The organism is Candidatus Saccharibacteria bacterium oral taxon 488, assembly GCA_010202645.1.
Taxonomy (GTDB): domain Bacteria; phylum Patescibacteriota; class Saccharimonadia; order Saccharimonadales; family Saccharimonadaceae; genus Nanosynbacter.
This window is the reverse complement of sequence record CP047920.1, coordinates 734,145-759,615: the sequence shown is the minus strand read 5'-3', so window position 1 is coordinate 759,615 and position 25,471 is coordinate 734,145. Positions and strand designations below refer to the sequence as shown.

The 25,471-nt window shown below is 52.0% G+C and carries 34 protein-coding genes and 3 tRNA genes; 25 read left to right on the top strand and 12 right to left on the bottom strand.

Annotated features, from left to right (window positions below; genetic code table 11):
• Positions 1–62 precede the first annotated feature (62 nt).
• Together GWK77_04165 and GWK77_04160 are read left to right on the top strand one after the other, a co-directional pair.
• The gene (locus tag GWK77_04165; protein ID QHU93331.1) at positions 63–827 is read left to right on the top strand and encodes an ATP-binding cassette domain-containing protein; all 765 of its coding nucleotides are present in this window, start codon (positions 63–65) and stop codon (positions 825–827) included.
• A gap of 1 nt (position 828) precedes the next feature.
• Complete coding sequence (locus GWK77_04160) at positions 829–1,947, top strand: ABC transporter permease (GenBank protein ID QHU93330.1); 1,119 nt, start codon at positions 829–831, stop codon at positions 1,945–1,947.
• Positions 1,948–1,987: 40 nt separating this feature from the next.
• Here GWK77_04160 and GWK77_04155 read toward each other — a convergent pair whose 3' ends face one another.
• Complete coding sequence (locus GWK77_04155) at positions 1,988–2,536, bottom strand: hypothetical protein (protein QHU93329.1); 549 nt, start codon at positions 2,534–2,536, stop codon at positions 1,988–1,990.
• 17 nt (positions 2,537–2,553) lie between these two features.
• Between GWK77_04155 and GWK77_04150 the strand changes: the two genes are divergently transcribed.
• From GWK77_04150 to GWK77_04130, 5 genes are all read left to right on the top strand, one after another.
• Positions 2,554–2,865, top strand: a complete 312-nt coding sequence (locus GWK77_04150) for a hypothetical protein (protein ID QHU93328.1) — start codon at positions 2,554–2,556, stop codon at positions 2,863–2,865.
• The gene (lysS, locus tag GWK77_04145) at positions 2,847–4,079 is read left to right on the top strand and encodes a lysine--tRNA ligase (GenBank protein QHU93327.1); all 1,233 of its coding nucleotides are present in this window, start codon (positions 2,847–2,849) and stop codon (positions 4,077–4,079) included. The genes GWK77_04150 and lysS overlap by 19 nt, the downstream gene beginning before the upstream one ends.
• A gap of 75 nt (positions 4,080–4,154) precedes the next feature.
• Complete coding sequence (locus GWK77_04140; protein QHU93326.1) at positions 4,155–4,526, top strand: nucleotide pyrophosphohydrolase; 372 nt, start codon at positions 4,155–4,157, stop codon at positions 4,524–4,526.
• Between the two features lie 224 nt (positions 4,527–4,750).
• On the top strand, positions 4,751–6,403 hold the full coding sequence (locus tag GWK77_04135) for a DHA2 family efflux MFS transporter permease subunit (protein ID QHU93325.1): 1,653 nt from the start codon (positions 4,751–4,753) through the stop codon (positions 6,401–6,403).
• A 36-nt stretch (positions 6,404–6,439) separates the two neighbouring features.
• Positions 6,440–7,360 carry a hypothetical protein gene (locus GWK77_04130; protein QHU93324.1) on the top strand — a complete coding sequence of 307 codons (921 nt, stop codon included), beginning with the start codon at positions 6,440–6,442 and terminating at the stop codon, positions 7,358–7,360.
• Between the two features lie 363 nt (positions 7,361–7,723).
• Here the strand turns inward: GWK77_04130 and GWK77_04125 are convergent, their stop codons facing one another.
• Positions 7,724–8,308, bottom strand: coding sequence for a thioredoxin domain-containing protein (locus GWK77_04125; GenBank protein QHU93432.1), 585 nt, complete (start codon positions 8,306–8,308; stop codon positions 7,724–7,726).
• Between the two features lie 172 nt (positions 8,309–8,480).
• On the opposite strand from GWK77_04125, the gene GWK77_04120 reads away from it, so the two are divergent.
• Complete coding sequence (locus GWK77_04120; protein QHU93323.1) at positions 8,481–9,506, top strand: CBS domain-containing protein; 1,026 nt, start codon at positions 8,481–8,483, stop codon at positions 9,504–9,506.
• Positions 9,507–9,533: 27 nt separating this feature from the next.
• Positions 9,534–10,391 (top strand): hypothetical protein, encoded by an 858-nt coding sequence (locus GWK77_04115; GenBank protein ID QHU93322.1) that lies wholly within the window; start codon positions 9,534–9,536, stop codon positions 10,389–10,391.
• Positions 10,392–10,407: 16 nt separating this feature from the next.
• Here GWK77_04115 and GWK77_04110 read toward each other — a convergent pair whose 3' ends face one another.
• Positions 10,408–10,800: a prepilin-type N-terminal cleavage/methylation domain-containing protein gene (locus tag GWK77_04110; protein QHU93321.1), complete on the bottom strand. Its 393-nt coding sequence runs from the start codon at positions 10,798–10,800 to the stop codon at positions 10,408–10,410.
• A gap of 88 nt (positions 10,801–10,888) precedes the next feature.
• Here GWK77_04110 and recA point away from each other — a divergent pair, with 88 nt between their 5' ends.
• Genes recA through GWK77_04095 form a run of 3 tightly spaced genes read left to right on the top strand, consistent with a single transcriptional unit; the run spans position 10,889 to position 13,185 of the window.
• On the top strand, positions 10,889–11,959 hold the full coding sequence (recA, locus tag GWK77_04105) for a recombinase RecA (GenBank protein QHU93320.1): 1,071 nt from the start codon (positions 10,889–10,891) through the stop codon (positions 11,957–11,959).
• Positions 11,959–12,480, top strand: coding sequence for a hypothetical protein (locus GWK77_04100; protein QHU93319.1), 522 nt, complete (start codon positions 11,959–11,961; stop codon positions 12,478–12,480). The genes recA and GWK77_04100 overlap by 1 nt, the downstream gene beginning before the upstream one ends.
• Before the next feature lie 45 nt (positions 12,481–12,525).
• Positions 12,526–13,185 (top strand): hypothetical protein, encoded by a 660-nt coding sequence (locus GWK77_04095; protein QHU93318.1) that lies wholly within the window; start codon positions 12,526–12,528, stop codon positions 13,183–13,185.
• An 11-nt stretch (positions 13,186–13,196) separates the two neighbouring features.
• On the opposite strand, the gene GWK77_04090 is transcribed toward GWK77_04095, so the two are convergent.
• The gene (locus GWK77_04090; GenBank protein ID QHU93317.1) at positions 13,197–14,462 is read right to left on the bottom strand and encodes a hypothetical protein; all 1,266 of its coding nucleotides are present in this window, start codon (positions 14,460–14,462) and stop codon (positions 13,197–13,199) included.
• An 80-nt stretch (positions 14,463–14,542) separates the two neighbouring features.
• Here GWK77_04090 and GWK77_04085 point away from each other — a divergent pair, with 80 nt between their 5' ends.
• From GWK77_04085 to GWK77_04065, 5 genes are all read left to right on the top strand, one after another.
• Positions 14,543–15,205: a hypothetical protein gene (locus GWK77_04085; GenBank protein QHU93316.1), complete on the top strand. Its 663-nt coding sequence runs from the start codon at positions 14,543–14,545 to the stop codon at positions 15,203–15,205.
• Positions 15,206–15,268: 63 nt separating this feature from the next.
• Entirely contained in the window at positions 15,269–15,475 is a 207-nt protein-coding gene (locus GWK77_04080) for a hypothetical protein (GenBank protein QHU93315.1), read from the top strand.
• A 151-nt stretch (positions 15,476–15,626) separates the two neighbouring features.
• The gene (locus GWK77_04075) at positions 15,627–16,001 is read left to right on the top strand and encodes a hypothetical protein (protein QHU93314.1); all 375 of its coding nucleotides are present in this window, start codon (positions 15,627–15,629) and stop codon (positions 15,999–16,001) included.
• A 67-nt stretch (positions 16,002–16,068) separates the two neighbouring features.
• Positions 16,069–16,144: transfer RNA gene (locus tag GWK77_04070), tRNA-Ile, on the top strand.
• A gap of 28 nt (positions 16,145–16,172) precedes the next feature.
• Positions 16,173–16,376 (top strand): hypothetical protein, encoded by a 204-nt coding sequence (locus tag GWK77_04065; protein QHU93313.1) that lies wholly within the window; start codon positions 16,173–16,175, stop codon positions 16,374–16,376.
• A gap of 232 nt (positions 16,377–16,608) precedes the next feature.
• Here GWK77_04065 and GWK77_04060 read toward each other — a convergent pair whose 3' ends face one another.
• Complete coding sequence (locus tag GWK77_04060) at positions 16,609–17,043, bottom strand: hypothetical protein (GenBank protein ID QHU93312.1); 435 nt, start codon at positions 17,041–17,043, stop codon at positions 16,609–16,611.
• A gap of 197 nt (positions 17,044–17,240) precedes the next feature.
• Here GWK77_04060 and GWK77_04055 point away from each other — a divergent pair, with 197 nt between their 5' ends.
• The 4 genes from GWK77_04055 (at position 17,241) to GWK77_04040 (ending at position 19,853) form a co-directional block, all read left to right on the top strand.
• On the top strand, positions 17,241–18,014 hold the full coding sequence (locus GWK77_04055; protein ID QHU93311.1) for a hypothetical protein: 774 nt from the start codon (positions 17,241–17,243) through the stop codon (positions 18,012–18,014).
• A gap of 607 nt (positions 18,015–18,621) precedes the next feature.
• Entirely contained in the window at positions 18,622–19,062 is a 441-nt protein-coding gene (locus tag GWK77_04050; GenBank protein QHU93310.1) for a hypothetical protein, read from the top strand.
• A 28-nt stretch (positions 19,063–19,090) separates the two neighbouring features.
• Positions 19,091–19,167 (top strand) — tRNA-Met (locus GWK77_04045).
• 131 nt (positions 19,168–19,298) lie between these two features.
• Complete coding sequence (locus tag GWK77_04040; GenBank protein QHU93309.1) at positions 19,299–19,853, top strand: hypothetical protein; 555 nt, start codon at positions 19,299–19,301, stop codon at positions 19,851–19,853.
• Positions 19,854–19,856: 3 nt separating this feature from the next.
• Here GWK77_04040 and GWK77_04035 read toward each other — a convergent pair whose 3' ends face one another.
• Genes GWK77_04035 through GWK77_04020 form a run of 4 tightly spaced genes read right to left on the bottom strand, consistent with a single transcriptional unit; the run spans position 19,857 to position 22,383 of the window.
• Positions 19,857–19,925, bottom strand: a complete 69-nt coding sequence (locus tag GWK77_04035; protein QHU93431.1) for a hypothetical protein — start codon at positions 19,923–19,925, stop codon at positions 19,857–19,859.
• 43 nt (positions 19,926–19,968) lie between these two features.
• Positions 19,969–21,345, bottom strand: coding sequence for an FAD-dependent oxidoreductase (locus GWK77_04030; GenBank protein QHU93308.1), 1,377 nt, complete (start codon positions 21,343–21,345; stop codon positions 19,969–19,971).
• Positions 21,346–21,352: 7 nt separating this feature from the next.
• Positions 21,353–21,652 (bottom strand): hypothetical protein, encoded by a 300-nt coding sequence (locus GWK77_04025; protein ID QHU93307.1) that lies wholly within the window; start codon positions 21,650–21,652, stop codon positions 21,353–21,355.
• Positions 21,652–22,383, bottom strand: coding sequence for a hypothetical protein (locus tag GWK77_04020; GenBank protein ID QHU93306.1), 732 nt, complete (start codon positions 22,381–22,383; stop codon positions 21,652–21,654). Before GWK77_04020 ends, GWK77_04025 begins: the two co-directional genes overlap by 1 nt.
• A 160-nt stretch (positions 22,384–22,543) precedes the next feature.
• Between GWK77_04020 and GWK77_04015 the strand changes: the two genes are divergently transcribed.
• The 3 genes from GWK77_04015 to GWK77_04005 all read left to right on the top strand — a co-directional run bounded on the left by GWK77_04015 (position 22,544) and on the right by GWK77_04005 (position 23,339).
• Entirely contained in the window at positions 22,544–22,702 is a 159-nt protein-coding gene (locus tag GWK77_04015) for a hypothetical protein (protein QHU93305.1), read from the top strand.
• Positions 22,703–22,819: 117 nt separating this feature from the next.
• Positions 22,820–22,896, top strand: a tRNA-Met gene (locus GWK77_04010).
• Positions 22,897–23,084: 188 nt separating this feature from the next.
• Positions 23,085–23,339 carry a hypothetical protein gene (locus GWK77_04005; protein QHU93304.1) on the top strand — a complete coding sequence of 85 codons (255 nt, stop codon included), beginning with the start codon at positions 23,085–23,087 and terminating at the stop codon, positions 23,337–23,339.
• Positions 23,340–23,355: 16 nt separating this feature from the next.
• On the opposite strand, the gene GWK77_04000 is transcribed toward GWK77_04005, so the two are convergent.
• The 3 genes from GWK77_04000 to GWK77_03990 form a co-directional block, all read right to left on the bottom strand.
• Positions 23,356–24,009 (bottom strand): hypothetical protein, encoded by a 654-nt coding sequence (locus tag GWK77_04000; protein ID QHU93303.1) that lies wholly within the window; start codon positions 24,007–24,009, stop codon positions 23,356–23,358.
• 9 nt (positions 24,010–24,018) lie between these two features.
• Positions 24,019–24,222 carry a hypothetical protein gene (locus GWK77_03995; GenBank protein QHU93302.1) on the bottom strand — a complete coding sequence of 68 codons (204 nt, stop codon included), beginning with the start codon at positions 24,220–24,222 and terminating at the stop codon, positions 24,019–24,021.
• A gap of 79 nt (positions 24,223–24,301) precedes the next feature.
• Positions 24,302–24,553 carry a hypothetical protein gene (locus GWK77_03990; GenBank protein QHU93301.1) on the bottom strand — a complete coding sequence of 84 codons (252 nt, stop codon included), beginning with the start codon at positions 24,551–24,553 and terminating at the stop codon, positions 24,302–24,304.
• Between the two features lie 64 nt (positions 24,554–24,617).
• Between GWK77_03990 and tilS the strand changes: the two genes are divergently transcribed.
• A complete protein-coding gene (tilS, locus tag GWK77_03985; GenBank protein QHU93300.1) occupies positions 24,618–25,463 on the top strand; it encodes a tRNA lysidine(34) synthetase TilS in 846 nt (281 codons plus the stop codon).
• Positions 25,464–25,471 lie beyond the last annotated feature (8 nt).

Below are 25,471 nucleotides of genomic sequence, written 5' to 3'. Positions count from 1 at the left end.
GCAGGGAGTCATTCTATCGCTAAGGTATGCGGTGCTAAAACAGAGCGCGGAAAGGAGTTTGTATGGCTCAACCCAAACCAATCATAACAGTTGACCAACTCGTCAAGACATACGATGGCAAGAATGTCGTCGATAGCGTGTCGTTTGAGGTCAAGAAAGGCGAGATCTTTGGCATCCTTGGCCCGAATGGCGCCGGCAAGACGACGACGCTAGAGATGCTGGAGGCTCTCCGGCCGATTGACGGCGGTACGGCGACCATCGACGGAATAGATGTTGCTAAGCAGCCGAAGCACATTAAAAACATCATCGGTATCCAGCTGCAATCGACAATGTTTTACGACAAGCTAACCTTGCGCGAACAATTGAAAATGTTTGCCAGCCTGTACGGACAAACGGTCGACGCCGACGCGCTGCTGGCCAAGGTGCAATTGACCGACAAAGCCAAAAGCTATGTCGAGCAGCTCTCAGGCGGGCAGAAGCAACGTTTCGCCATTGCGTCGACGCTGGTCAATAATCCGACGGTGCTGTTCCTCGATGAGCCGACGACCGGGCTGGATCCGCAGGCGCGCCGCAATCTCTGGGATTTGATCAAAGAGATTCGCGACGAAGGTATTACTATCGTGCTGACCACGCATTACATGGACGAGGCTGAATTGCTGTGCGACCGCTTGGCGATTATGGATAATGGTAAAATCATCACCATTGACACGCCGCACAATCTGATCCAGCAGCTATTGGCGCGCGGTTTCAAGAAAAAGCAAGTTGTCGAGCAGGCCAATTTGGAAGACGTATTTATTGACTTAACAGGAAAGGCGATTCGGGATTAGTATGAAAAAATATTGGACTGGTGTATTCGGGCAAGTACGCGCCCAGCAAAAACGTTTCATCCGTGATAAAATGTCGCTGTTCTTTACCTTCCTGTTTCCGCTCATCTTTTTGTTGGTGTTCGGTTCGATTTTTAATAATCAATCGACTAGCTTTGACATCGCGATTATCAATAATTCGCAGACGGAATTTGCCAAAGGCTTCGTTAAAGGTGCCAAAGATAACGCCAAAGACTCGATTCTTAAAATTAAAGACGTCAAGGATATGGACGAGGCTCGTGAGAAGATGAAGCGTTCGGAGCTAAACGGTATCATTGAACTACCAAGCGATTTTGGTAAAGTGAAGGGTGAGGGCAGAGATGCTCGCCCGACTGGCACAATCAACGTACTGTACGCCAAAGGTTCCGAGCAAACTGGTAGCGCTCTGACGGCGGTGATGAACCAGATTGCCAATGAAATAAATAAGCATTTGGGCCAGCCAGAGGCACCGCTCAAGGCTGCGGGCAAAGCGGTCGGCGACGAGCGGTTGAAGCCATTTGACTATACCTTTACTGGACTGTTGGCATTTAGTTTAATGAGTATGGGCATCTTTGGCCTGGCCAATCAGATGCCGGCCGAAAAGCAGCGTGGCTCCTACCGCCGATTGCGTGCGGCGCCGTTTACCTCGGGTCAGCTGATTATTTCTATGGCGATTCACTACACGATTATTTCGCTGCTTAGCCTAACTATGATGGTTGTCGTTGGCATGTTGATGTTCCAGTTTAATATGCGCGGCGATTGGGGGCTCTTTGTCCTTATGGCGGTGCTGGCGGCCTTTATGATGGTAGGTATGGGTCTCATGATCGGTGGCTGGGCAAAGAACGAAAATCAGTCCGCACCGCTGAGCAACTTACTTTCTTTCCCGATGATGTTCTTGTCTGGTGCATTCTTCCCGCTGTACATGTTCCCAGAGTGGTTACGCGGTGCCGCCCAGTTTATCCCGATGACGCCGATTACTGATGGTTTCCGTTTGATCATGACTGAGCATGCCAGTTTCATCGAGGCCCTGCCGCAAATCGGTGCTGTCGCCGCCTGGACTCTCGTTATCTACATCGCCGCGATCAAGCTGTTTCGGTGGGAATGAAATTTGAGAGTTAGCGGTAGGGTAGCTACCATTCCTGCTCTTATTCTGTTAATCCAGACTTAGTTCTATATGCTGTTAGCCACGAATCAAGTTCAGTGTAAAACTTCTCAGGATTACAACCGAAGAATTGATGTCGCAATCGCGACGAAATACGCTCGTGTAGTGAATACGGTTGGTAGATTCGCAGATGTTTGAGCGGTGCCATAGTTATCGTACTAGAAACTCCATCCCATTGAGATATTGGTAAAATTGATACGAGTTTGTTATCAACTGATGGGTCAATGTCGCAGACTGGTCCATTAATAAATACACGAAGCATAACGTGTCGCTCGTTTCGACATTGACGTAGTTTAAGAATACGATCAGGTATTGGTAAATCCTGCCAATTAAATACGCCAATCAACAATTGGCTTGCTATGCCAACTTTTTGTAATTCTCGCTGTAAATACACGCATTTTTGGTAACACGACCACACCCCATCATTACCACTTGTTCCGTAGGGCAAGTCGCGGATCTTCTCGAATAAGATAACTGCTTTTTGCATATTCATAAGGCGAATGGTTGGGCTAATGTGCAGAATAATATTCATGATGTATAATAGCACATATGAAGTGGCTTAATGATATTGTCGATCAGTTTCGAAATGTGGATAAAGAGGTACTCGTTTCTTCGGGTGCGTCACCGTCGGGGGTGTATCATGTGGGGCATTTGCGCGAAATCGTTATCGCTGACGCCGTAGTGCGGGCGCTGAAGCAAGCAGGCATTCGGGCGCGCCACGTTCACGTTTCGGATAACCTGGACGCCTTTCGTAAAGTACCGGTTAATTTGCCAGCTAGTTACGAGCAGTACTTGGGTATGCCGCTCTGCACGGTGCCCTCGCCAGATGATCGGTACGGTTCGTGGGGGATTTTTGCCTGAAGCCATTTCTTGACAGTGCTGATAAAATTGGCGTCACCATGGACGTGATCTATGCTAGCGATAAGTATCGGAGCGGGTTTTTTGTGCCGGCCATCGAGCGCTCGCTGAGCCGTATCGACAAGGCCAAATCCGCCATCCAGGAAGTATCGGGCCGGCAGCTGGACGATCAGTGGTCACCAATTCAAATCATGGAGCATGGTCGGCTGAAAAATCGTCGGTTTATCAGCATGGATAGCGATGCTAAAACGATCACCTATCGTAGCCACGATGACTCGGAGCACACGGTCCGGTATGACGACGGGCAGGTGAAGCTGGACTGGCGGCTGGACTGGCCGGGGCGGTGGTGGCTGCTCGGTGTTGATGTTGAGCCGTTTGGTCGTGATCACGCGACGAAGGGCGGCTCGTATGATACTGGCAAGCGGATCGCCCGCGAGGTTTATGACATTGATGCACCAGTGCCAGTGCCGTATGATTTTATCAATCGCACTGGTGATACCAAAAAGATGAGTGCCAGCAAGGGCACCGGCGTGAACGCGCATGATGTTATCGATATGCTGCCACCTGAGGTGGTGCGCTATTTCATGCTCCGGTATTCGCCGGCCAAGCGACTGTATTTTGACGAGACCGATAGCCTGGTGCGGCTGGTTGACGAATTTGCAACAATGAAGCAGCATCCACAAAATGAGCTCGACGAACAGCTATTATTCTTGTGTACTGACGGGCTGAATCATCCCGCAGTCAGCTCAATTCCATTCTCGCATCTGGTCATTTCATACCAAGCGGCGCTGTGCGACACGGCAAAAACGGTAGAAATTTTGCGACGCAGTCCGGAATACGCCCGCATCGTCGATGAGGAAGAAGCAGTGATCATCACAGAACTAGGCTATGTCAGTCGGTGGCTGGAGCGATGGGCGCCTGAGTCATTGAAGTTTCGCCTAGCGGACGAGGTACATCCCGATGAGTTTTCGCCAGAGCAAAAAGAATACTTGCGGCGGTTGGCTGACGACATCGCCGGGGCGCCGGCTGAGGCTGATGGTAATTGGTTTCATCAAACAATTTACGCCTACAAGGAAAGTGGTTTGCTGCCACCGCGAGAGCTCTTCACCACCATCTACCGCGTGCTCATTGGCAAAGACTCCGGCCCGCGCGCTGGCTGGTTCTTGTCGATTTTGCCAAGAGACTGGCTGGTTGAGCGACTACGACTGGTGAAGTAAGAGTTTTGGCGAGGCTGGGTTGGGACTGAGCTATCAGTAGCACTATAAGACGTGACAATAGACAAAGGAGACAGCATGACATTTGAAGAAGTACAAAAGTTAGTAATGAGTCACGTCTGTGCTCGTCAGTGGGATAAGACGAAGGATTCACGTGGTTTAGCAATTTCGTTATCGTTGGAGGTCAATGAGTTGCTTGAATATTTTCAATGGAACGACACGCATATTGGCACAAAAGAAGATATGGCAAGCGAGCTGGCTGACATCATTATCTATGCGATTCAATTTGCCGACCGATTTGATATCAATATTTCCGAAGCAGTTGCTGCAAAAATTGCTAAACTAGATGAAAAGTATCCAGTTGAAATTTTTGAGATCAAAGATAAAGTTGAACAAAATCGCCGCTTGCTAGAGGCTAAGAAAAATTATAAAAAGGATACGACGCTATAAGGCTGCTGCCGTAGAATGTCATTGCGGCTATTTTGCATTGCAGGTATCGGGGTGGTTTGGGTGATAGGCTTCACGGCACGGTGTCACTTGCGGCAGCTCGGCTTGACACCCACCGCCCGTCCGGCGTAAAATACTACACTTGGGTGTAGGGTAGACCGTACTGAGTAGTTGGAGAGTTCTTACATTTATGGACTGCTGATACTTGAATAACGTGAAAGGTAACAATGCTACACGAATTATCGATCAGAAATAAATTAATCGTCATGAGTGCGGTGATGAGCGCACTGTTTTTGGTGGCGCTGGATCAGACCATTGTCTCGACAGCGCTGGCGGCGATTGTCAAGGAATTTAATAGCTTTTCATCGCTTGGCTTCATCGTGACTGCTTACATGTTGACCACCACGGTGACCGTACCGCTGGCTGGTAAGTTGAGCGACATGTATGGCCGCAAACCGCTACTGCTCGCCGGGGTGAGTATCTTTACCATCGGCTCGCTGCTGAGTGGTCTGGCACCGACGGTCGAGTGGTTGATTGCGTGGCGGGCGCTACAGGGCATCGGCGGCGGTATCATCACTGCAAACGCCTTTACCATTGTCGGCGACCTCTTTCCGCCAAAGGAACGTAGTAAATGGCAAGGACTGTTTGGTGCGGTCTTTGGGATGAGTTCAGTAGCTGGGCCGTTAATCGGTGGTTGGCTGACAGATGGTGTGTCGCTATTTGGCATGGTCAGTGATTGGCGCTGGACGTTCTTGATCAATGTGCCGATCGGCGTGATCGCTACCGTACTCATCATTCGCTACTGCCCGCAGATCAAGCATGACCGCACGCACAAGCCCGATTACCTCGGCGCGCTGTTTATCACCATTGCTCTGGCGACACTGGTGCTGGCGGTAGACAACACAGAGATGATCTTTAAGGGACTAATCGAGCGTGGTGTTAGCCTAGTGCTGATTCAGGGTGTGCTGCTGACGATATCAGTACTGGCGGCGCTGAGTTTTGTGCTGATCGAGCGGCGAGCCAAACAGCCGATTCTGCCGCTACGGTTCTTTGCCAATCGGACATATAGTTTGATTATGGCGGCGGCTAGCCTGTTTGGCGCGGCCTTTATGGGGGCGATTTTATATCTAACACAATTCAATCAGCAGGTGTTTGGCGCCACTGCCTCGCAGGCTGGGCTGATGCTGCTACCGATGGTAGCAGGCAGTATAACAAGCTCGATAACTATCGGTCGGCTGGTTGCTAAAACCGGTGCATATAAACACTGGATAGTGGCCGGTTTTGGGCTAACGGCGGTCGGTGTCGCCGTGCTAACAATTCTACAGCCAGAATCGCCATATTGGCACGAAGCTATCGTGGCGGTATTTGTTGGGCTTGGATTCGGCGCGGCGATGCCGATCTTGACCTTGGCGGTGCAGAATGAGTTTACGCAAAAAGACCTCGGTGCGGCGACGTCCAGCGTGCAGCTGTTCCGTGGGCTGGGTTCGACAATTGGTGCGGCAGTATTATCGGGCATATTAACCGCTGGCATCCTAGCACATGTTGGCGATCCACATCAGCTGCCATATATTCAGAGTTTACAGCGCTCACCGGCTGCCCAGCAGATGCTATCTGGTGAGCTGAACGCTGATGTGTTGCTGCGGCTGAATGCTCAAAAAGAGACGATTGCCAAGGCGGCAGCTCAAGAGTTTGAGCGGCTACCAGCACCGGCTCAGGCCCAGGCAAAACAGCAGTTTAGCCGGCAGCAGGATGAATTTACCAGTGTCATTCTCCATGCGTTTACCGATGGTCTGCATCAGGTATTTTTGATCAGTTCAGGGCTGATGGTTGTTGCGATGATTGCGGTAATGCCGGTCAGGGAAAAGCGACTGCGCGGCTAATTGCCAGAGTGGTATTTTTTGGGGTATAATTTTCTCATGACGGTGGGCTACTTTGAGCGGCGATGTTCGAGCGATTCGTTAGGACAGACACATCAGTTTCATCGTGGCGTGTGGGCACATGTCAGTGGTACGCTATGTCCAGATGAATTGGCCGAGCAGTTCGGCCTCGATGAAAATATCGTCCGTGACGCGGCCGATGTGCGCGAGCTGCCGCGGATGGAATATAGCGGCGGCATTGAGTATGTCTTTGTGCGGCTGCCGCTTGTTCGAGACGATGTTATAAAAACCGCACCGCTGCTGGCTGCTGTGTCGAAAACCCAGTTTGTAACGATTAATCCTGCCAATAATTTCTCGCCACAAGCCGCCGAGCCGTTTCTCACGACCACGACCGATAAGCCTGGTGCGCTCCTCGCAGCGACCATCGCCTGTGCGGTGGCTGCGTACGAACAACAGATTCATGACCTTGCTGGTAATATCGCTGCCGCCAGACACCGGCTGTCGCGCCACGAGGTGAAAAACGCTGACTTTATCGAGTTTGTGGCCATCGAAGATAGCCTCAACGAATTTCATTCGAGTCTCGAGGGGCTGGCGAGCGTGCTCGGCCAATTAGCGCTCAATCGTCGTGGCCTGTTCACGGTGCGTGACCTCGAGGCGCTGGGTGATCTGGTGCTGCACGTCAAGCAATTACTGGTCATGGTTACCGCCAACAGCCAGACCATCACCAGTATCCAGAACGCCTATTCAACCATTGCCAACAATGTCCTCAACCAGCGGATGAAAGTCTTGACCGCCATCACCATTCTCCTGGCCATCCCGAATGTGTTTTATGGTATGTATGGCATGAACATTGCCCTACCGTTTCAGGGCGAGGCGTGGGCCTATCCGGTGATTACCGGGTTTACGGTGCTGCTCATCGGTATTGTATATATCTTCGCCAAGCGGCTGCGCCTGTTTTGAGGCTGGTATCAGGGTTCAGATCAGAGGTAGCTTCTGCTTGACGTTCGTATCAGTCTTTGCTATCATGGCTGATGTGTCTCGCGCCGAAGCATGTCGCTGCTTATAAATAAAGTGGGCAATAAAGGTCGAAGCGCGTGAGGCTGCACTAGTACAAAGGAGTACGAAACACATGCCAATAGCAATCAATGTTGTGTCGACGAGTCGACGCAAAAAGGTCGCAGTGGATGTGGTGCCTGCCAAATGGCAAACATACATAGCACAATAAGTGCGCATGTCCTAAAAAGGGACGGCATAAAAATCACCCCACAGGCACCGGGGTGATTTTTACTTGGACACTAGTTAATGCTTTTGATCAATTTGATGTTATTTTTTTGCTTCATCAACTGCGACACCGGCTTTTTTCAGGGCGTCTTTGACGGCGTTTTCGATAGAGCTAGCGTCACCGAGGTTAAGCTTGTTGCCATTGATGAAAAAGGTTGGTGTGCCATCAATTTGTAACTGTCGCCCGACCGCCACATCAAAGTCAATTTTCTTTGTGACAGCACCGGAGGCTAGGTCAGCATTAAATTTATCAACATTCAGGCCCAGCTGCTTGGCGTAGCTACTGAAGACGTCGGTGCGTTCTTTGGCGCGGGCATTACTCCATGCGCCTTGGTTGGTGTAGAGTAGGTCGTGCATTTCCCAGAACTTGCCCTGCAGCCCAGCTGCCTCGGCGACCGCCGCTGCCGCTCGGGCGTTTGGATGGAGCGACGGGATCGGATAATTACGAAAGACCAGCGCGACGTGATCCTTGTATTTCTCGGCCACGCGCTTGGCTTCTGGTGCAGCGGTGCGGCAGCCCGGGCACTGGTAGTCGCCATATTCGATCATCACAACTTTGCCATTGGTGTTGCCGATAGTGTGCTCGCTGATGTCACCAGTGCGCGCTTCGGCCGGTATGATGCGCATAGCTGCGTCATTTGAGATATCACTAACGTTCAAACGATTCTGTGTTGACAGATAAATCATACCGCCGACGACAGCCGCGACAACGATTGCAAAGATAGCCCAGGTTTTTCCGTTCATATTTCCTCCAAATTAACTCTGGCTATTATAGCATAAAAAGTATACAATGAACAGCATGAGCGATATTTTGCTAGGAATCCTGTATGTCGTAATCCTCGTGCTGCTGCTCATCGTGATGGGTGTCCATCCGCAGGCCTCGTCACACAGTAAGTTTGAGCTGCAGCGGCGAGCGCGCCGCGGTGATCAGGATGCGCAGCATTTGTTGAAGCGACATGCGCTGATGCGGGATATTTTTTCGCTGCAGCGGGTGATCGCAGCGGTGCTGCTGGTGACGCTCAGTGTCATCGGTGTGGAGTTGTTTCATTGGCTACTGGGTATTATCATTTCGCTAGCCATCGCATTGGAGGCAGGAGCACTGGCGCGGATTTCACTATGGCAACAATATTCCCAGCGGCTTTACGAGCGGTATGAGGGGCGAATTTTGGCGCTGATCGAGAAGTTTCCGACGTTGTTTGCGATGATTCGCTCGGTGGCACCGATGCCCAATGACGGCTATGATATTGAGTCAAAAGAAGAGCTCGTCACTATGGTCGAGCAGGCGGGTGAGGCGCTTAGCGAGGATGAGAAAAAGATGGTCATTGGCGTGCTGTCGTTTGATACGGTGCCGGTCAAGGAGGTGATGACACCGCGTAGTGTGATTGATACGGTGGATCAGGACGAGGTATTAGGGCCCCTGGTATTGGATGCGCTGCACAAGACCGGACATAGCCGCTTTCCGGTCATCAAGGGTGATATTGATCATGTGGTAGGGATGCTATACATTCAGGATTTATTGACAATTAACCGTTCGTCGACGAGCAAGCGGGCACGAACCGTCATGGAGAAAAAGGTGTATTATATCCGCGAGGATCAGACATTGCAACACGCGCTGGCGGCGTTTCTGCGAGTGCGGCATCACTTGTTCATCGTGGTGAATGAGTTTCGCGAGACGGTTGGTATCGTCAGCCTGGAGGACGTGATTGAGCGGATACTGGGGCATAAGATTATTGACGAGTTTGATGCGCACGAGGATCTGCGGCGGGTGGCGCAGCGTAATCCACGTCATAACAATCGGACAAAACATGCCCGTGACGTCGCATAATCCGGCCGATATGCTATACTAGAACTAATGAATCCGAACCAGACTAACCCTGAGCCTGACTATACCCAGCCGGTTGCGTATGATTCTGACGGTCGGCCGTTGTATCATCATCCGCCGGCTGCCGCGACACCGCCACCGGTGACGACCGCGCTACCGATTGAGCCACAACCAACCTCGCACGTCACCATCCAGCCAGAGATGATTGAAGGGCAGAATTTCAATCCGCAGATCCGTGCCCAGTACGCAAATGAGCCGAACGTTATTCATGCTGCGCGGCCGATTGAGCCGACCGTTCCCGCAGTCAGCCCAGAGACCAAGGCGCGTCACGACCAGTCCGTTCGTGATTATCCGCAGCTCAATCTCAGCGAAGGCGAGTATGTCATCCTCGACATCAAGCGTCACCCGATCGGTATGGTTATTCCTACAGCCATCACCCTCCTGTTGGTCGTCGTGCTGCTGGTATTTGCGGCCTCGTTCTCGTCGCTGACCGCTAATATTCCGCTGTTTCCGGCGGTGAATCCGGGAGCAGTGCTAGGTATTGCGCTGCTGCTTGTTGCCTTGGTGGTGCTCGGCGGCGCGATCACCCTGTGGGTGTATCTACAAAATCATTTTTTCATGACTAATGAAAGCGTCATCCAGGAAATCCAACAGAGCCTCTTCGTTCGGCACGAGCAAACAGTCAGCCTCGGTAGTATCGAGGATGCCAGCTTTTTCCAGGCCGGCATCGCCCAGACAATCTTTAACTACGGTACCATTCGCCTCAGTACTGAGGGTGAGGAGACGACTTATATTTTTCATTACGTGGCCAATCCCAAGCACCAAGTGGCCATCCTCAACAACGCCATTGAAGCCTTCAAAAACGGCCGGCCAGTCTGTTACGATTAGTTTGGTTATGATTTAGCTATTTGTGGCGGCTGTCTTTGACGAAATCCGCCTCACCATCAAGCATGGCCCTGAGCGAATATGATCTACATTTACCGCTGTGGCAATTAGTCGGCTCGTAGCGATAGGCGCTGCCATTGTCGCCAAGCTTTTTACCACTCGGATCTTTGAGTAATTCCTTGTCCATGGTCGGTAGTGTCTCGTCGGTAATCTTTTCCGGATAAGAGCCGTGCTGCTTGTAATAGGCTTCTTCGAGGCTGTAATGCATGGCATTGATAGCGGTTTTTTTCCGGTCGTTTTGGTGCTCGCGTTGGATCGTCACCAGCTGGGTGAACGCCACCGCCGTGGCTACGCCGAGAAATATAATCGCTACCAGCACCTCGATCACCGTAAAGCCTGCTTGTCGTTTCATACGATTCCATTATAGCAAAGTTTCACCGCTCGCGGTAGGCGCTTGATTTATGGTATACTATACAGCATAAGATAATGGAGGGAGAGGTATGGCTAGCACAGCGAAAACCGATGACAAACATCAAACAGACGCCGCAACTGGCACGGCTCAGGTACCAGAGAAAAAGGCTGATGACGGCAAGTTAAAAGCGCTGGGCCTGGCTATGGATCAAATCACCAAGCAGTTTGGTGATGGCTCAATCATGAAACTCGGTGAGGCACATAAAGTTGATGTTGAAGTGATTCCGTCAGGCTCGCTGAGCCTCGATCTGGCCCTGGGCGGCGGTTACCCGAAAGGTCGTATCATTGAGATTTATGGTCCGGAGTCTAGCGGTAAAACGACCCTGACGCTGCATGCCATTGCTGAAATTCAAAAGCAGGGTGGCACGGCGGCGTTCATCGACGCTGAGCACGCGCTTGACCCGAGCTATGCCAAGCGCCTAGGCGTGGACACCGAAAACCTGCTGGTCTCGCAGCCAGACAACGGTGAGCAGGCGCTGGAGATTACCGAAACCTTGGTGCGCTCAAATGCGGTGGATCTGATCGTGGTGGATTCGGTGGCGGCACTGACACCGCAAGCAGAAATTGACGGCGACATGGGTGATTCGCATATGGGTTTGCAGGCACGGCTGATGAGCCAAGCGCTGCGTAAACTGACCGGCATCATCAACAAATCGAAAGCCACGGTGATTTTCATTAACCAAATTCGCATGAAAATTGGTGTGATGTTTGGTAATCCTGAGACCACGACGGGCGGTAACGCGCTGAAGTTTTACGCTTCGCAGCGGGTGGATATTCGCCGGATTGGGCAGATCAAGGTTGGTGACGATATCCTCGGTAATCGTACCAAGATCAAGGTGGTGAAAAATAAGATCGCGCCGCCGTTCCGCATCGCTGAATTTGACATTATGTATAACGAAGGCATCTCTAAAACTGGCGATATTCTGGATTTGGCAGCCACGCACGGCATTGTCGAAAAATCTGGCGCCTTTTACAAATATAACGGCGAGACCATTGGTCAAGGCCGTGATAAAACCAAGCTATATTTGAAAGAACATCCTGAGGTTTTGGCGGAGATTGACCAGAAGGTTCGGGAGAAAGTAAAAGAAGGAGAAAACTAATGCGCGCAGCAGAAACCGCATATCCAGTCGAAAAACATATGGCGTCAGTCAGCCTGGTCTTTGATGATAAGCAGAATGCGTATCTTCGAGAATTGTCAGAGGAAATGAACCTTGATTTTGGTGAGTTTATCCCACACGTGACACTGATTAACGTGACTGAGCAAGATATGCCACGCCTCAAAGCAGCCGCTGCAGCACTGCCGGCCCTCGGGAGGTTGGCGCTTGATGGAGTCAACTTCCTGCCAGATAAGGCGGGCTGTGTTTGGGTGGAGCTACGCACGCAGAAAACTGCCTGGATGGTTGAGGCGCGCCAGCAATTACTCGCGGCACTGGATGGTATTCATCCGGGGCTGGATGTCGATGGCTTCCGCCCGCACATCACGCTTGGTTGCGTCGAGGCCGGTACGCTTGACGACGTTAATATGAGCGCTATTCCAGGGCAACTACCGGTCATCACCGAGCCGCGTGCTGCTGCTTGCTACAACGGCGTGCACGGTAAGGTTGTCGAAGTAGTCGAGTAGTCTTTGCCAGTAGCGAGCTCACCGTCTTCGCGTTATAATATTTTTATGAAAATCACTGACATCTCCCTCCAAGCTCGCGATAAAAACCGCGTTAACGTGAGTGTTGACGGCACCTATCGCTTTAGCCTCGATGTCTTTCAAGTGGGCGAGCTGGGGCTGAAGGTCGGGCGCGAATATACCGACGACGAATTGACGGCGCTAGAGGACGAGAGCCAGTTTGGTAAGTTATACGCCCGGGCCATGGAATATTGCTTGACACGGCCGCGCTCGGTTAAAGAACTGCGCGATTATTTGTGGCGTAAAACCAGGCCGACCAAAAAGCGCTCGCCAAAGACTGGTGAAATTACTGAGCGTCCAGGCGTGAAACCGGAAATTACCGAGCGGGTGCTGGCGCGGCTGATTGAAAAAAAATACCTCGATGATGAGAAGTTTGCTCGCTTTTGGCTGGAGCATCGTTTTTTACAGAAAGGCACCAGTGTCAGGCGGCTAAAATTAGAGTTAGCACAAAAGGGGATTGACCGCGAGACAATAGAACAGCTGGTTAGCGAAAATATCCGCTCCGATGACGAGGAGCTGCAAAAAATTATCGCTAAAAAACGCTATAAATACGCTGGTGATCAGCAAAAGTTCATGGTGTATCTAGCCCGTCAAGGATTTTCGTATGACGATATCCGGGCGGCGCTTGGTGGCGAGTCTGACGAATAGACGAATCGTGGTCAAGCGCTGCGGCCTAACTGCTCGCGGAGCCACCCATCGATTGTCCCGGCACCCATGCCGAGCACCAGCGCGCCGCGTGCTCGCTGCTGCTCAATTACCCGCCACAGCGCCTCATCCGGCTGCGCGATATGTACCTTGTCCGTCGTCAATTGGCACGTCAATTCCTCCGGCCTGAGCACCGGCAGGTTCGGGTCTTCGCGGGTCAAGTACGTCGGCAGCCAATATATCTCGCTGGCATGGGTAAAAACCTCATCAGTGTAGCGTTCATGCACCTCGTGCTGGCGAATGTTTTGGTGTGGCTGGTAGACGAGCACCACGCGGTCATTGAGTTCATGAGCCAACTGCAGCGTAGCGGCAATCTCTGACGGGTGATGGCCATAATCGGTGTAGAGATTGTCAGCTAGTTTTTCAAAGCGCCGGCCGGTGCCTGGAAAGGCATTGAGCGCCGTGATAATCGCCTCAGCCTCAATCTCAAGGGCAGCCGCCTCTCGCACCAGCATCACCGCCCGTGTTGCCAGCGTGCCGTTACGCCGGTTGTGTTCGCCAGTCAGCGTTATCTGGGGATCAGTCTGTTCAAGCACCGTTACATTGGCCGGAGTAAATACGTCAGCGTCCTCTCGCCAAGCAATCACCCGCGCCGACTGCTCGCCAAATTGCCGAAACGCCGCTCGGTAATCGTCTGGCGTTGGAAAGGTGTCGGGATGGTCATAATCAACTGAGGTGATGAGGCTCAGCCACGGCGAAAAGTGGAGGAAATTGCGGTCAAATTCATCGCATTCGTACACTAAAAACTGACTAGCCGGATCAAATCGACCGCTTGGGCCAAAACTAAGCGTCGAGCCAACCAGGTAGCTCACCGGCACGCCAAGCTGCTGCAACGTCCACACCAGCATACCGGTCGTCGTCGTCTTGCCGTGCGTACCAGTGACGGCGATGAGCTTGAGCTGCTTGTCGGCAATAATCTGAGCGAGTAGCTCGTCACGCTTACTGGTGCGAATTCCCAGCTGCCTCGCTAGTACCAACTCTGGATGATCCGCCGGCAGGGCCGCCGTATACACGAACCAGTCAAAGGGCTCTCGCTGATGTTCGCTACGTAAAAACTCGCCTGACTGATCAAACGACACCGTGATGCCGGCTCGCCTGAGCGCCTCCGTCATTAAACCTGCTGCCCGGTCAGAGCCGCAGACCTCGTGCCCAGCGCCGATGGCCATTTCTGCTAGTGGCCCGATCGCTACACCACCAATTCCTGAAAAATAAATCCTCATAGCGTCATTATACCACCGACGCTAGCCCCGTGTCGCATTCACCTAGTATCTTTGGTATAATGAGGTGAGAAAGGTGGGGAATGGTAGATAAGCGAGGCACGCGTCGGGCGATCCGGCGGCTGGAAGAAATCAAGACATGGCAGCTGGTCATTTTACTGGTGATGGCGTCGTTTGTCAGTGCGACATTCCTCAGGCTAAATAATATTGGCATGATCGAGCGCCGTGACGCCGTCATCAACGCCGACAAGGAGGGCGACGAGGGGGCGCTGGAGCGGCGGGTGTATGACTTGCAGCGCTATGTGGTCGCGCACATGAACGCCGACCCGGGACGCATCGCTCTGGAGCACTCGTACAAGCGGGCCTACGAGGCGGCCTGGAAAGAATTTGAGTCAAAGTCAGCCTCTCGTTCCAGCAACGACACGGTCGCCAAAGTCCGCCAAGTCTGCGACGCTCGAGCACAGGCTGGTGGTTGGGGGCGATTTTATGCTACGGCCGACCCGCGCTACGTCAGCTGCATCAATGATGAATGGGCGAAGTACCCGGCCGCCTCGTCACTTGACCTCAAATTTACGCCGCCATCCACCGCGCCGTATTATCAGACATTTGTGCCGCCACTCTGGTCATCGGACTTGGCTGGCTGGTCATTGGTGGTAACAGGGGTAATTATGCTGATTATCATTGCTCGACTGGTAGTTTTGGCGGTACTGAAACTGCTGCTTCGGTATCGTCAAAAACCGCTTTAGGCTTGACAGGGGTTAACAGAGACGCTAATCTAGAATAGTATAATACTAACAGGAGGTATACGAATGGCTTATAAGCACACAAACTCAAAAGGCATTACATACTACTTGCATAAAACCGAAGTCACGCTGCGCGGTGGCAAAACGCAGACGATTTATTTTTTCGCCAAGGTTGAAAAGAACGCCAAGGGCGAGCCATGCGACTTGCCAGATGATCGAATCGTTACCGAAAATCCACGCAACGGCTTTTTGACGATCAAAAAGAAGAAATAAGCACTTGCATTATACACCTGGTTACCGGTACAATGGTATCAAACAAACAGGTGCCTCAAAGACTCTCGCTCATGCGGGAGTCTTTTTGTGGTAGGGGTTGTGCCACCGAGATAGCCTTGCTTTTATGAGTAAAATGTGATATTTAATAATTATGGATGAACTGTTGCAGGTTGGTGATGAGTGGGACTGTGAATTGACCGCGGAGGAGTGGAAGAAGGTTGATGAACTTGTCGATAAAACAGGCTGTTCATATTATGAAGCGCGATGGGCACTTGGGCTTAAACCGCCGTCTTATCAGAACGCTCCCTCGAATAGCCAGCTATCGTCTGGTCAGAACGTCCCTGCGGATGAGAAGCCACGACCTCGTCGGCGCAGTGATCTTGCAGCGTTTGATACACGTACTGGGGATGCTATGTTGGCCTATGCATCAGAGCAAGAGCAGCCGTCGGATGATAAATGGGGAGAAATTAGTAGGCGTGGGGCTGCGATGGCGCGCGCTGCATTCAGGAACGCGCGAGCTGCTTGACGGTCGGTAGTGGGGGGAATTGACGGCACTTCTCACTTGGCCGCTTTTACGGTATAATATCGCTCATGGGGGTGTAGCTCAGCGGTTAGAGCAGCGGGCTCATAACCTGTTGGTCGCTGGTTCGATCCCAGCCACCCCCACCACGAAATCACCCAAGTAAATGGAGGTAATATGGAGGATCTGAAGCTTCCAGAGACAGATCATGTTAGTGCTGGTGATGTTGATTTCAGCCATGCTCTGGGGGCGCTCGTAGGACGTGGAGTTACTGAAGAAAGCGCCACGCGTATTCTTTGGGATGCTGTTGAAGCTGGAAAGTTAAATATTGATAGCAGTGGCACACTGTCTATTCCTAAGCAATTAATAGAAAATGATTAAGAAAAAGAAAAATCAGCATTCATTTGACAAACACGACGATGCACCTGAGAACAAACTTGCAATAGGCAGAACGCTCGTTTACCCGATCCGCTTCGCCGCTGAGGCTGTGCAGAAATCTTTGAGGAGATAGCTTCTGGTTATCGCGGAGCTCGGAGTAGCTAAGTCGGCATATTCCAGTGAAGTTACTGGTGGGGGAAGGTCGGGGCAAGTTATAATATGTCGAGCAGGTTTATCATCGCTGCTGGCTGCTATGCCGACCTTCTTGGCGAAGCTTTGGATAAGGTATAGTGGGCTCAAATACCACTTCTTCTCTCCCATCATCACCCCTCTCGAAGATGACTAGGCGCTTTCCGTCGGTACGACCGCTCTCTAGGGCGTTGATGGTGGCAACGCCGATATTCGAAAAAGTCTTATTGTTGCGCTTCTCGATAGCCCTATTTGCGCGCCATACTCGAAAAACCTTAACAAGCCAAGGAATTCCAGGTTCGTGGGCCTTGCTTTTAAGAGCTTCGATGTGTGGCAAGTTATAACTTGTCCATGACTCAGCTGTTGCAGCATCACTAGTCATCGCTGCGTTCTCCTTCTTGGAGTCGTCCAGCGGATTGGAGCCAAGGGGATGTGTTTGTCCTAGGTCGAAACGCGGCAATAGCTTGAATTCTGAGCTCATATTTACTGTAAATATAAGCTAGCTGCGCAAATAAAGCAATAGCTACTTGAGTCTTTGGGTACGAAGAAATAGTGTCCTTAAGCCGGAGTTTTGTGCTATCAAGATTCGTAAATTATCCCTTCAGGTAACCATTTTCTAAAGCCTTGGTAAAAGCATCTATGTGAGTTAAAATCGTCTCTAGGAGAATACATAAGTCGATGCACCTGAGAACAAACTTGCAGTGGGCGGAACGCCCGTTTGGTGAACGAGAGCGCCCTTTTGGTCGAGAACGAAGTCTCGTTGCTGCGCTCGATGTTGAGTGGACAAAGAATTTCCGGGTTCGGGGAGCATCAAAACCATTTTGCTACTCATGGGCCATCATTGACCTTGCGCATGTTGATTCGCTAGAGGATCAGAGCCTGCTTGAATTTGGATTCAAGTCGGTCTATCTGGAATCAGAAGACGAGGCGCCGCGGCTTCTGGAGATGATCGAGTCAGATATCGCTTCCTCACGGACATTGTCCGGCGTGACCTTTGCAGGCCACCAACTCTGTGCCGATTTGTCAGTACTGAAACGGTCGTCGCCAATTGCAACAGAACAGGTGGATTGGCTGTACAACAAGTGGAGAGAGCGGCGGCAAAATAGGGCGGTAGTTGACACGAGGTACGATATTGATCGTCTGACGCCGATAGCCAGCCGGCGCCTCGTCGATGTGGCTGAGGATCTGGGGCTTGACGTGACGCAGCCAGAACTCGCGAAATGCTCGATGACCAAGCTACACAAAACCTACCTCGAAACACATCAGGCGGATATTTTTGAAAAGCTTGCTGTACTCAATCTTCGCCACAGCCTATCGACGGCGCTCATCGCAGCTATATATCTCGGTGCTGCGGTGCCACGGCCTTTGAATGTTAACAACCTCCTGAGTGACCATCTGGCACATGATTTTGAATATGTGAACTCTTCCGAGTTTATGGAACTGGTGCACTGAGCTTACTACGGGCGACCGAAATGGACTAGTAATTTTGCTAGGTTGCTACGAGCTAGTCCCTCCCCATTTTTAACCATTCATGCTACAATCAAGTATTATGACGGAGCATTTATATCCAAATCAGTCATCAGTACAAGAACAGCAGGTGGCGCCAGCAGACGGAGGGGTGGAGACAGCGAAGTGCAGAGAATGCGGACAGCCATATCCGTGCGAGAGACAGCTTGGGAAGGAAGCTCTGAGTGCAGTAAATAGTGAACCTTCCGGCAGAGGGTGGAGAAGGCGTGCTGCTTTTCAAAGAACTCCTTTACCCAACCCTTCATTGACAGGGCGAAGACGTAGGATATCCAAAATAGAGAGACGGCAAAGAGAAGAGTCCATGCAAGAAAAGAGGGCTATCAGACCTCGAATATATCCTCCCGAAGGCTTGGCAACCTTGGAGGACTTGAAGAATAACTACATAAGTCATCAAGGCCGAACTCCTCGCAGAAGTATGCTTGTAGAAGACTGACCTGATTTTACACATCCAATAGCATCCTTTGAGTATACCCATCTTGACTAACCCCACCCGACCCCTCATAATATAGCCATACCTTCTGATAAAACCAACATGAACATGCTGAAACTCAAACGATTTTGGTACCACGTGCGTCACGATTATTTGACGCTGAATAATGTTGTGGTTGCGGCGGCGGCGCTGATCGCGCTGAGTTGGGCGTGGGGGTCGATTGAGTCGATGCAGCGTAATTATGAACTGCAACAGATGGTTGATCAAAAAAAGTATCAGCTGACGGTCGAGAAATTGCGCACTGAGCTGCTGGCGTACGAATCGAAATATTATGAGAGTGATGAGTACCTTGATCTCGCGGTGCGCCAGCGCCTGGGCCGCGGCTCGCCCGGCGAAAAGCTACTGATCGTGCCATCAACCGACGCAGCCAAGCAGCAACCGACCGCCCACAATACGTCGCAAAAACAACCGACCAGTAACTTCCAGCAGTGGGTCAATTTCCTCTTTGGCGCGCGGCGGACGAGTCAGAACTTGCAAAAATAATTCGTGTTTGCTAAGATAGACAATGTGCCGCGGGGTAGAGCAGCCTGGTAGCTCGTTTGGCTCATAACCAAAAGGTCGCAGGTTCAAATCCTGCCCCCGCAACCACGTTTCGTTGATTCTTCGGCCTCATGAGTTGAGGTCGTTTTTGTTTTTGATACATGTGAAGTCGTGGTGTAAATTGGCTGCGGTAGCCTACGTCTAGCCTTTTTGATCTGGCCGTGCTATATTAGAACATCATGACAGAGCGTCTAGGTTCATTGCCTCAACTATCCACTAGACAGTTTCCTCCAGAAATCGATGCCCGGTGGAGGAGTCAGATTGATAGAGATTTTAGAGAGAGTTGCTCTGATGGTTTGAGTAATTCGAGGTCGCCAGAGTATCAGATGTACCTCGGGGCAATTGCACGCGCCAATGAGGCGAGAAATCAACTCTTGAAAGAAAATCAATTCCTGACGACAGAAGAGGCTGTCAAAGAACTTGGTGGTGGGGAGTATGCTTCCAGCATTACACTTGCTGCGGTGCGCCGCGGTAGCGTTCTTGCAGTTCCTGATCACGGATATCACCTTTATCCGACCTTTCAGTTTGATAGTAATAGAGTATCGCCGCTGGTAGGTTTACTTCATGATGTGCAGATGCAACGTTTGGACGGGGAGAAGCCCGATCCCTGGGATTTATTAACTTTTTTCAGTGTTAGAAGGAAACTTCTCGGGGGTGCGGCCTTAAAGGATTGTCTGTGGAAAGAGAAATCTGCAGAGGCCTCTCAATACATTGTTGAGAATGCTCTTGTTTAGCATTCATCTACATGTCTCATCGATCCAGTCAAGGTATAGCTGTGATCCAGCAGTGATATCGAACGAGGTTATCTTTACCGCGTCATAGTCATGGAGCGATCATACCACCCCGTCATCACGCTGCCAATTTCCCCGCCGCAATGCGCACGGCCTCTGACCAGGCAGTGAAACAGTTTGGTGTGCTCATCAGTTGTTTGGCGGTCAGGCCGTGGCGGATGGCGAGGCTGAGGCCAGTCATCAAGTCGCTAGCGCCTGGTGCGACGATGGTGGCGCCGAGCAGGACGCCTTTTTTGTCGCTGATCAATTTGACGAACCCACTGCGTCGGTCGGTGATGTTGCTGCGAACGGTCAAGGTCAGTGGCGCAAGGGCAATACTTACTTTCAAATCACGGCGCAGACAGTCGTCCTCGTCTAGTCCCGTTCGGGCGATCTGCGGGTCGGTGAAGGCGATCGTCAAACGCGGCCTATCGTCAAGCGCGATGAAATTACGGTGTAGTAAGTTGTGTGCAGCGGTGCGGCTGTGGCTGAGAATGGTGTGTGTCTGTGCCTGAAGGTCAACGACGCTGCCAGCCGCAAAGATGTGCCGTGCCGAAGTCTGCATCGCTTCGCTGACTTGAATGCCATGTTCAGTATATGCTACGCCCGCATTTTCTAGGCCAATGTCGGTCGTCGGTAGGCGGTCGTCGGCGACGAGGATTTCATCAACGCGCACTGAATGCTGCTGGCCGCCACGAGCGTAGGTGACGCGCTTTGCGATGCCGTCTTTCTGGACGGCGACCAGCTTTGTCTGGGTGAGGATGTTCATACCGCGCTGTGCCTTGGCGTCAGCGGCGATCAGCTCGCCAACTTCCTGGTCAAACTCGGGCAAGATGCGCCCGGCGGTCTCGGCGACATACACCTTGCTGCCAAAGGTCGAGAATAAATATGCCAACTCCATCACTGTCGTGCCAGAGCCGACAACGAACAGTGTTTTGGGCGGGCGCTTGAGCGAGAGGATGGTTTGTGGCGTGTGATGGGCCACTTCGTCGAGGCCCGGGATGTGATCATCGCGCCAGGTTGAGCCGCTGGCGATCAGGAATTTGCGCGCGGATAAGTGGCGGCGATTGACGGTAATCTCGTTGGGACTGAGAAAGTGGGCGCTACCGGTAAAGACGCTGATGCCTTGTTTCTCGTAGTAACTGCGGTTGCCGCCGGTGCCGGTGCGCTTGATGGCGGTGTCTTTCCAGGCGAGGAGCGATGGATAATTATAGCCGACTGTACTGGTGCGCAGGCCGAACTTGGCTGCTGTTTTAGCCTCGTGATAGACGTCGGCGGTATAGAGCAGGGCACCAGTCGGAATGTCGCCCCAGTTCGGAGATTCGCCGCCAAAGGTACCGCGCTCGATGATGGCGACTTTCTTGCCAGCGCGCGCCAAGACAGTTGCGGCCGGTGAACCGCCAGCGCCGCTGCCGATAACAATTACATCATAGTCAAAAGTTGGTTTTTGTGCCATGTGCCCCCTACATGATCGTCTTATGGTGTTGATAAACAAATGCTGCGTCGGTGTGTAGTTTCTGTAGCAGCTGCGTCGCGCGGTGTCGGATGTCGTTTGTGGTAATTTCTGGTCGGGTCTCGCACCAGCTCATCACGCCGAGGGTGACTGACTTGGCGATATCATCAGCTTGGCCTTCGGGTGTGCGGATACTCAGGCAGGTCGCCATGATAGAGTGGTGGAGTTTCGTTGGGTCAAACTCTTCGCTCGGCCGCTTGCCGCGCTTGACAACATCGATGATTGGTCGGTTTGGGTGCCCTTCTGACATCAAAAACCTCCGTAGCTGACGATGCCGAGCACTCGATCAACGAATAAAAAGCCGCCCAAGATGATCAAGCTGCCGCCGGCCGCGAATTGCAAGAAACGTTTATGCGCCATCCGCCACTGTTGCAAATGGGCGAGGGAATGGCCGCTACCGACCAGCACCAAGACGACGACCAGTGATAGCAGCGATATGACGACGTAGAGGGCGATGGCGATGAGGCGCCACTCGGTTGATGGTAGTAGGACGGTTGCCAGCCCCGCTGCTGTCATCGGCCCGATGATAAACAGTAACTCGGCCACCACGCTCGCCATCCCGAGACTAAAGGCCTCGGCACTGTGACGCGTCGCTTTTGAGCGCTTTGATAGGTAGGTCGCGAAGCTGCGCGGCAGCCACAAGGCTGTACCTTCGCCTCGTCGGTAGTACACTGCCCAAGTCGCCACGCCCAGCCCGACCATCAGCCCACAGACGGTGGCCGCTACCAGCTGCTCGGCCTGAGCGGCATGATGAATGACCAGCGACAGGTAGTAGACGATTGCTGATATCAGCAGCGCTGTCAGCACCAACACTCCACACACAAATCCGTTCATCAGTCGCAACACTTTTCGGCGAGCGGTTTGCTTGCCGAGGGAATGGCCACTGAGCAAGGTCAAGACGCTGACGCTGAGCTGAAAACTAGCGTGGATCAGTGCTGAGAAGGCGACGATGGCGAGTGATGAAATAATAGCCGGGGTCATGTTTGTGTAAAATCCTCTCCCTCCAGTTTATCACAAGCGGTTTGCCGAGGGAAGATGATAGGTGATGTTGAGCGATTGTACAAGCTGTCATACTATTGCACTTATGTCAAATGTGTGCTATAGTAGAGCCACAGTTTAACAAACACAGAAAGGCAACAACATGGATATCACTGAGCACGAGCTCGGGCAATTTTTAGCTGCGGTCAATAATGATCGGCTGCGGACATGGCAGCGCCGGCGGACGTGCGAGGAGCTACGTTCGTTGGTGATGCGGCGGCTGGAGCTACTAGATGAAGAAGATGTGGAGCTGGTGGCCTAGTCGCCGGGGGCGAAACTTGCCTGGCCTTATTTGATTAGCAGTCTAGGCCCCGCCGGATAAGTAGGTTCTCGAGGCGGTTGAGATTTTCTGACTCGTTTGGTACAATTGGTGACGTGTGGCACCGTAGCTCAGCTGGTTAGAGCGCAGGACTCATAAGCCTGAGGTCGGTGGTTCGGGTCCACCCGGTGCTACCAGAACTGTTTTTTATCCGCGGTCTGTATGGGCCGCGGTATTTTAATATGTGGATGACACATTGCGCACGCCATTGCAAGAGTTGACGATATGATGATATACTTGTGAAAATAATATCGGGGAGGATATAGACAAACTATGAGCGAAATGATGCCAACTATGCCGACGAAGAAATTACCACCTCAAGAACATGGGGGGGTGGGACGCTCTGCGTCAGCCCGAGGCTTCTCCGACTGACGCCAATATTAGTGAAGTGGCAAAATTTATCCTGTGTCGTGTCGGTGATGCTGGTATGAAAAGAGCTAATTTTTTCAAAAACCCAGCCTTTAAGAGGTTAACAGAAGAACAAATTTCCTCAGTGTTAGCGGCGGAGGCGGTACCTATTTTTGAGGCTAGCGGTCGAGTCTATTGGTTAGACCCATCGGGGTCGGAGTCATCGAACTAGTTGACGTTTGAGTATTCTATGCTATTTCGCGTATCATCTGGGCGATTGCTCGGGCAAATCGCTCGTGACCTGCTGCTGTCCAGTGCAACCCGTCTACACTGGCCTCGGCATATGTGTTGGCGTCGAAAAACGCAACACCATGCTTGGCGGCATAAGTTCGGATTTTTTCAGGCAGTGCAGTTAGGGTCGCCACGGCTGTGTCATCAAAGTGCCACGCCGACCGCGGTACGATTGCCTCGTTGAACAGCCCAGCGGGGTCTGGGACGAGTGGCGCAACCAGCAGCGGCGTGACGTCCGATTCGTGACAATACGTGACGTAGCGGGCCAGTGCCGTCACGATCGCCTCAACTGGTCGCTGGTGGCAGAGCTGGGCATCATTTGTTCCCAGCATGATGATGGCGATGTCGGGCTGATGACTGGCTAGGCACGGCGGAAAATACGTCCAGCCATTTCTTGACGGCTTGGCTGGGTCAGGATGATCAAGGTCAGTCCGCCGACCGCCCAGCCCCTCCTCAATGACATAATATTGGCGTGCCTCGCTCGCTAGCAGTGCCCCCAGTCGCCGCGGCCAGCGCACTGACTCGTCATATCGCGCGTTCATATCGGGCCGCTGTCCAAAGGTGTTGGAATCACCAAAGCAGAGGATGGTTGTCTCGTTCTTTTTATCCATAAAAATATTTTACCATTGCCACATATTTTGTTGATAGCCATTACTTATTTTTGTCATGACAACAGGCTGATTGCCGCCACTTGTTACCCTATATTTATCGACTTCTCCAATTTCTTCTAGAAGCGATATGGCTGTATGGCCAGATTCAATTGGGTACATGCCGCTCTGTTCGGCAGCAGCTTGCATTTTATCGTACTCAAGCCCTATTGACATCCAACGAGCCTCAGACTCTTCCCTTAGTTTACTTAACAGGGTTACCATGCGGTGAAAGCGTCGATCTGAAAAATCTTTCTCAGCAGAAGTACCAATCGTTGTAATCCTGCCCCCCAACGAGACACCCGGCACCAATCTGTTTCATATGAGTTAAGAGAAACGCTCCATCTGCTTCGGCGATCTTTTTGTCGAGCGCATCATTTCCACGGTAGCTGTCACCATAAGCACTGCTAAAAAGTGTGTACAGCGCAAACCTTCCAAGTGCATTATCAAGCTCGGAGTTATTTATATGTTCAAGCTTGTAGTCATGACTATCGGGTTGTATAGACATGAACATATAATATCATATAATTTAATATTATACAATAGACTATAGGCTGTGTCATAATATCCTCATGAAGCGACTGATTGCGGTATCGGGTGGGGTGGACAGCGTGGTACTCCTCGACAGCGTATTGCGGCATGGGCAGGACGAGGTAGTGGTGGCTCACTTTGATCATGGAATTCGGGCAGAGTCGGCGGCTGATGCGCGGTTCGTGGCGGGGCTAGCGCGCCGGTATAATGTGCCATATGTTACCAGGCGTGAAGAGTTGGGCGTGGCAGCCAGCGAGGATACGGCGCGCCGGCGGCGGTATCAATTTCTCTTTGACGCGGCGGCACGGTGGGGCGGGCGCGTGACGACGGCCCATCATCAGGATGACGTGATCGAGACCATAGCACTCAATCTATGGCGTGGTACGCGCTGGCGGGGTCTGGCCGCCATGGGTGATCAGCGGATTGAGCGGCCGCTGCTGGAATGGACGAAGCAGGACATATATGATTATGCGCTGCGCCACCGGCTGGAGTGGGTAGAGGACGCGACAAATCAATCGAGCGCCTATCTGCGTAATCAGCTGCGCCGACAGTTGCAGGCAAGGCTGACTGATCAGCAGCGGGCGGCGCTTGGTCGGCTATGGCGTCAGCAATGGCAGCTACGCCAAGAGATTGACCAAGAGACATTGCGGTTATCGTCATGTCTTAGCAGTCGTTATTTTTGGGCGCATATCCCGATTGAGCCGGCGCGCGAGCTACTGCACCGAGAAGTGCAGCGACTGACTGGCGTATCGCTACTCTCAGCACAGCTGGATCGACTGCTGATCGCCATCAAAACTGGCCGAGCAGGAACGGTGTGGCAGCCAGCCGCTAATGTGCGGGTGAAATTGTCCGTAAAAAGTGTTACAATAAAACGAGTGACTCGCTAGGACAAAAG

Excerpts from the sequence above, each read along its gene's own strand:
- GWK77_04165 (QHU93331.1), top strand. The coding sequence starts at position 63 with ATGGCTCAACCCAAACCAATCATAACAGTTGACCAACTCGTCAAGACA.
- GWK77_04160 (QHU93330.1), top strand. The coding sequence starts at position 829 with ATGAAAAAATATTGGACTGGTGTATTCGGGCAAGTACGCGCCCAGCAA.
- GWK77_04155 (QHU93329.1), bottom strand. The coding sequence starts at position 2,536 with ATGAATATTATTCTGCACATTAGCCCAACCATTCGCCTTATGAATATG.
- GWK77_04150 (QHU93328.1), top strand. The coding sequence starts at position 2,554 with ATGAAGTGGCTTAATGATATTGTCGATCAGTTTCGAAATGTGGATAAA.
- GWK77_04140 (QHU93326.1), top strand. The coding sequence starts at position 4,155 with ATGACATTTGAAGAAGTACAAAAGTTAGTAATGAGTCACGTCTGTGCT.
- GWK77_04135 (QHU93325.1), top strand. The coding sequence starts at position 4,751 with ATGCTACACGAATTATCGATCAGAAATAAATTAATCGTCATGAGTGCG.
- GWK77_04130 (QHU93324.1), top strand. The coding sequence starts at position 6,440 with ATGACGGTGGGCTACTTTGAGCGGCGATGTTCGAGCGATTCGTTAGGA.
- GWK77_04125 (QHU93432.1), bottom strand. The coding sequence starts at position 8,308 with ATGCGCATCATACCGGCCGAAGCGCGCACTGGTGACATCAGCGAGCAC.
- GWK77_04120 (QHU93323.1), top strand. The coding sequence starts at position 8,481 with ATGAGCGATATTTTGCTAGGAATCCTGTATGTCGTAATCCTCGTGCTG.
- GWK77_04115 (QHU93322.1), top strand. The coding sequence starts at position 9,534 with ATGAATCCGAACCAGACTAACCCTGAGCCTGACTATACCCAGCCGGTT.
- GWK77_04110 (QHU93321.1), bottom strand. The coding sequence starts at position 10,800 with ATGAAACGACAAGCAGGCTTTACGGTGATCGAGGTGCTGGTAGCGATT.
- recA (QHU93320.1), top strand. The coding sequence starts at position 10,889 with ATGGCTAGCACAGCGAAAACCGATGACAAACATCAAACAGACGCCGCA.
- GWK77_04100 (QHU93319.1), top strand. The coding sequence starts at position 11,959 with ATGCGCGCAGCAGAAACCGCATATCCAGTCGAAAAACATATGGCGTCA.
- GWK77_04095 (QHU93318.1), top strand. The coding sequence starts at position 12,526 with ATGAAAATCACTGACATCTCCCTCCAAGCTCGCGATAAAAACCGCGTT.
- GWK77_04090 (QHU93317.1), bottom strand. The coding sequence starts at position 14,462 with ATGAGGATTTATTTTTCAGGAATTGGTGGTGTAGCGATCGGGCCACTA.
- GWK77_04085 (QHU93316.1), top strand. The coding sequence starts at position 14,543 with ATGGTAGATAAGCGAGGCACGCGTCGGGCGATCCGGCGGCTGGAAGAA.
- GWK77_04080 (QHU93315.1), top strand. The coding sequence starts at position 15,269 with ATGGCTTATAAGCACACAAACTCAAAAGGCATTACATACTACTTGCAT.
- GWK77_04075 (QHU93314.1), top strand. The coding sequence starts at position 15,627 with ATGGATGAACTGTTGCAGGTTGGTGATGAGTGGGACTGTGAATTGACC.
- GWK77_04065 (QHU93313.1), top strand. The coding sequence starts at position 16,173 with ATGGAGGATCTGAAGCTTCCAGAGACAGATCATGTTAGTGCTGGTGAT.
- GWK77_04060 (QHU93312.1), bottom strand. The coding sequence starts at position 17,043 with ATGAGCTCAGAATTCAAGCTATTGCCGCGTTTCGACCTAGGACAAACA.
- GWK77_04055 (QHU93311.1), top strand. The coding sequence starts at position 17,241 with ATGCACCTGAGAACAAACTTGCAGTGGGCGGAACGCCCGTTTGGTGAA.
- GWK77_04050 (QHU93310.1), top strand. The coding sequence starts at position 18,622 with ATGAACATGCTGAAACTCAAACGATTTTGGTACCACGTGCGTCACGAT.
- GWK77_04040 (QHU93309.1), top strand. The coding sequence starts at position 19,299 with ATGACAGAGCGTCTAGGTTCATTGCCTCAACTATCCACTAGACAGTTT.
- GWK77_04030 (QHU93308.1), bottom strand. The coding sequence starts at position 21,345 with ATGGCACAAAAACCAACTTTTGACTATGATGTAATTGTTATCGGCAGC.
- GWK77_04025 (QHU93307.1), bottom strand. The coding sequence starts at position 21,652 with ATGTCAGAAGGGCACCCAAACCGACCAATCATCGATGTTGTCAAGCGC.
- GWK77_04020 (QHU93306.1), bottom strand. The coding sequence starts at position 22,383 with ATGACCCCGGCTATTATTTCATCACTCGCCATCGTCGCCTTCTCAGCA.
- GWK77_04015 (QHU93305.1), top strand. The coding sequence starts at position 22,544 with ATGGATATCACTGAGCACGAGCTCGGGCAATTTTTAGCTGCGGTCAAT.
- GWK77_04005 (QHU93304.1), top strand. The coding sequence starts at position 23,085 with ATGGGGGGGTGGGACGCTCTGCGTCAGCCCGAGGCTTCTCCGACTGAC.
- GWK77_04000 (QHU93303.1), bottom strand. The coding sequence starts at position 24,009 with ATGGATAAAAAGAACGAGACAACCATCCTCTGCTTTGGTGATTCCAAC.
- GWK77_03995 (QHU93302.1), bottom strand. The coding sequence starts at position 24,222 with ATGTCAATAGGGCTTGAGTACGATAAAATGCAAGCTGCTGCCGAACAG.
- GWK77_03990 (QHU93301.1), bottom strand. The coding sequence starts at position 24,553 with ATGTCTATACAACCCGATAGTCATGACTACAAGCTTGAACATATAAAT.
- tilS (QHU93300.1), top strand. The coding sequence starts at position 24,618 with ATGAAGCGACTGATTGCGGTATCGGGTGGGGTGGACAGCGTGGTACTC.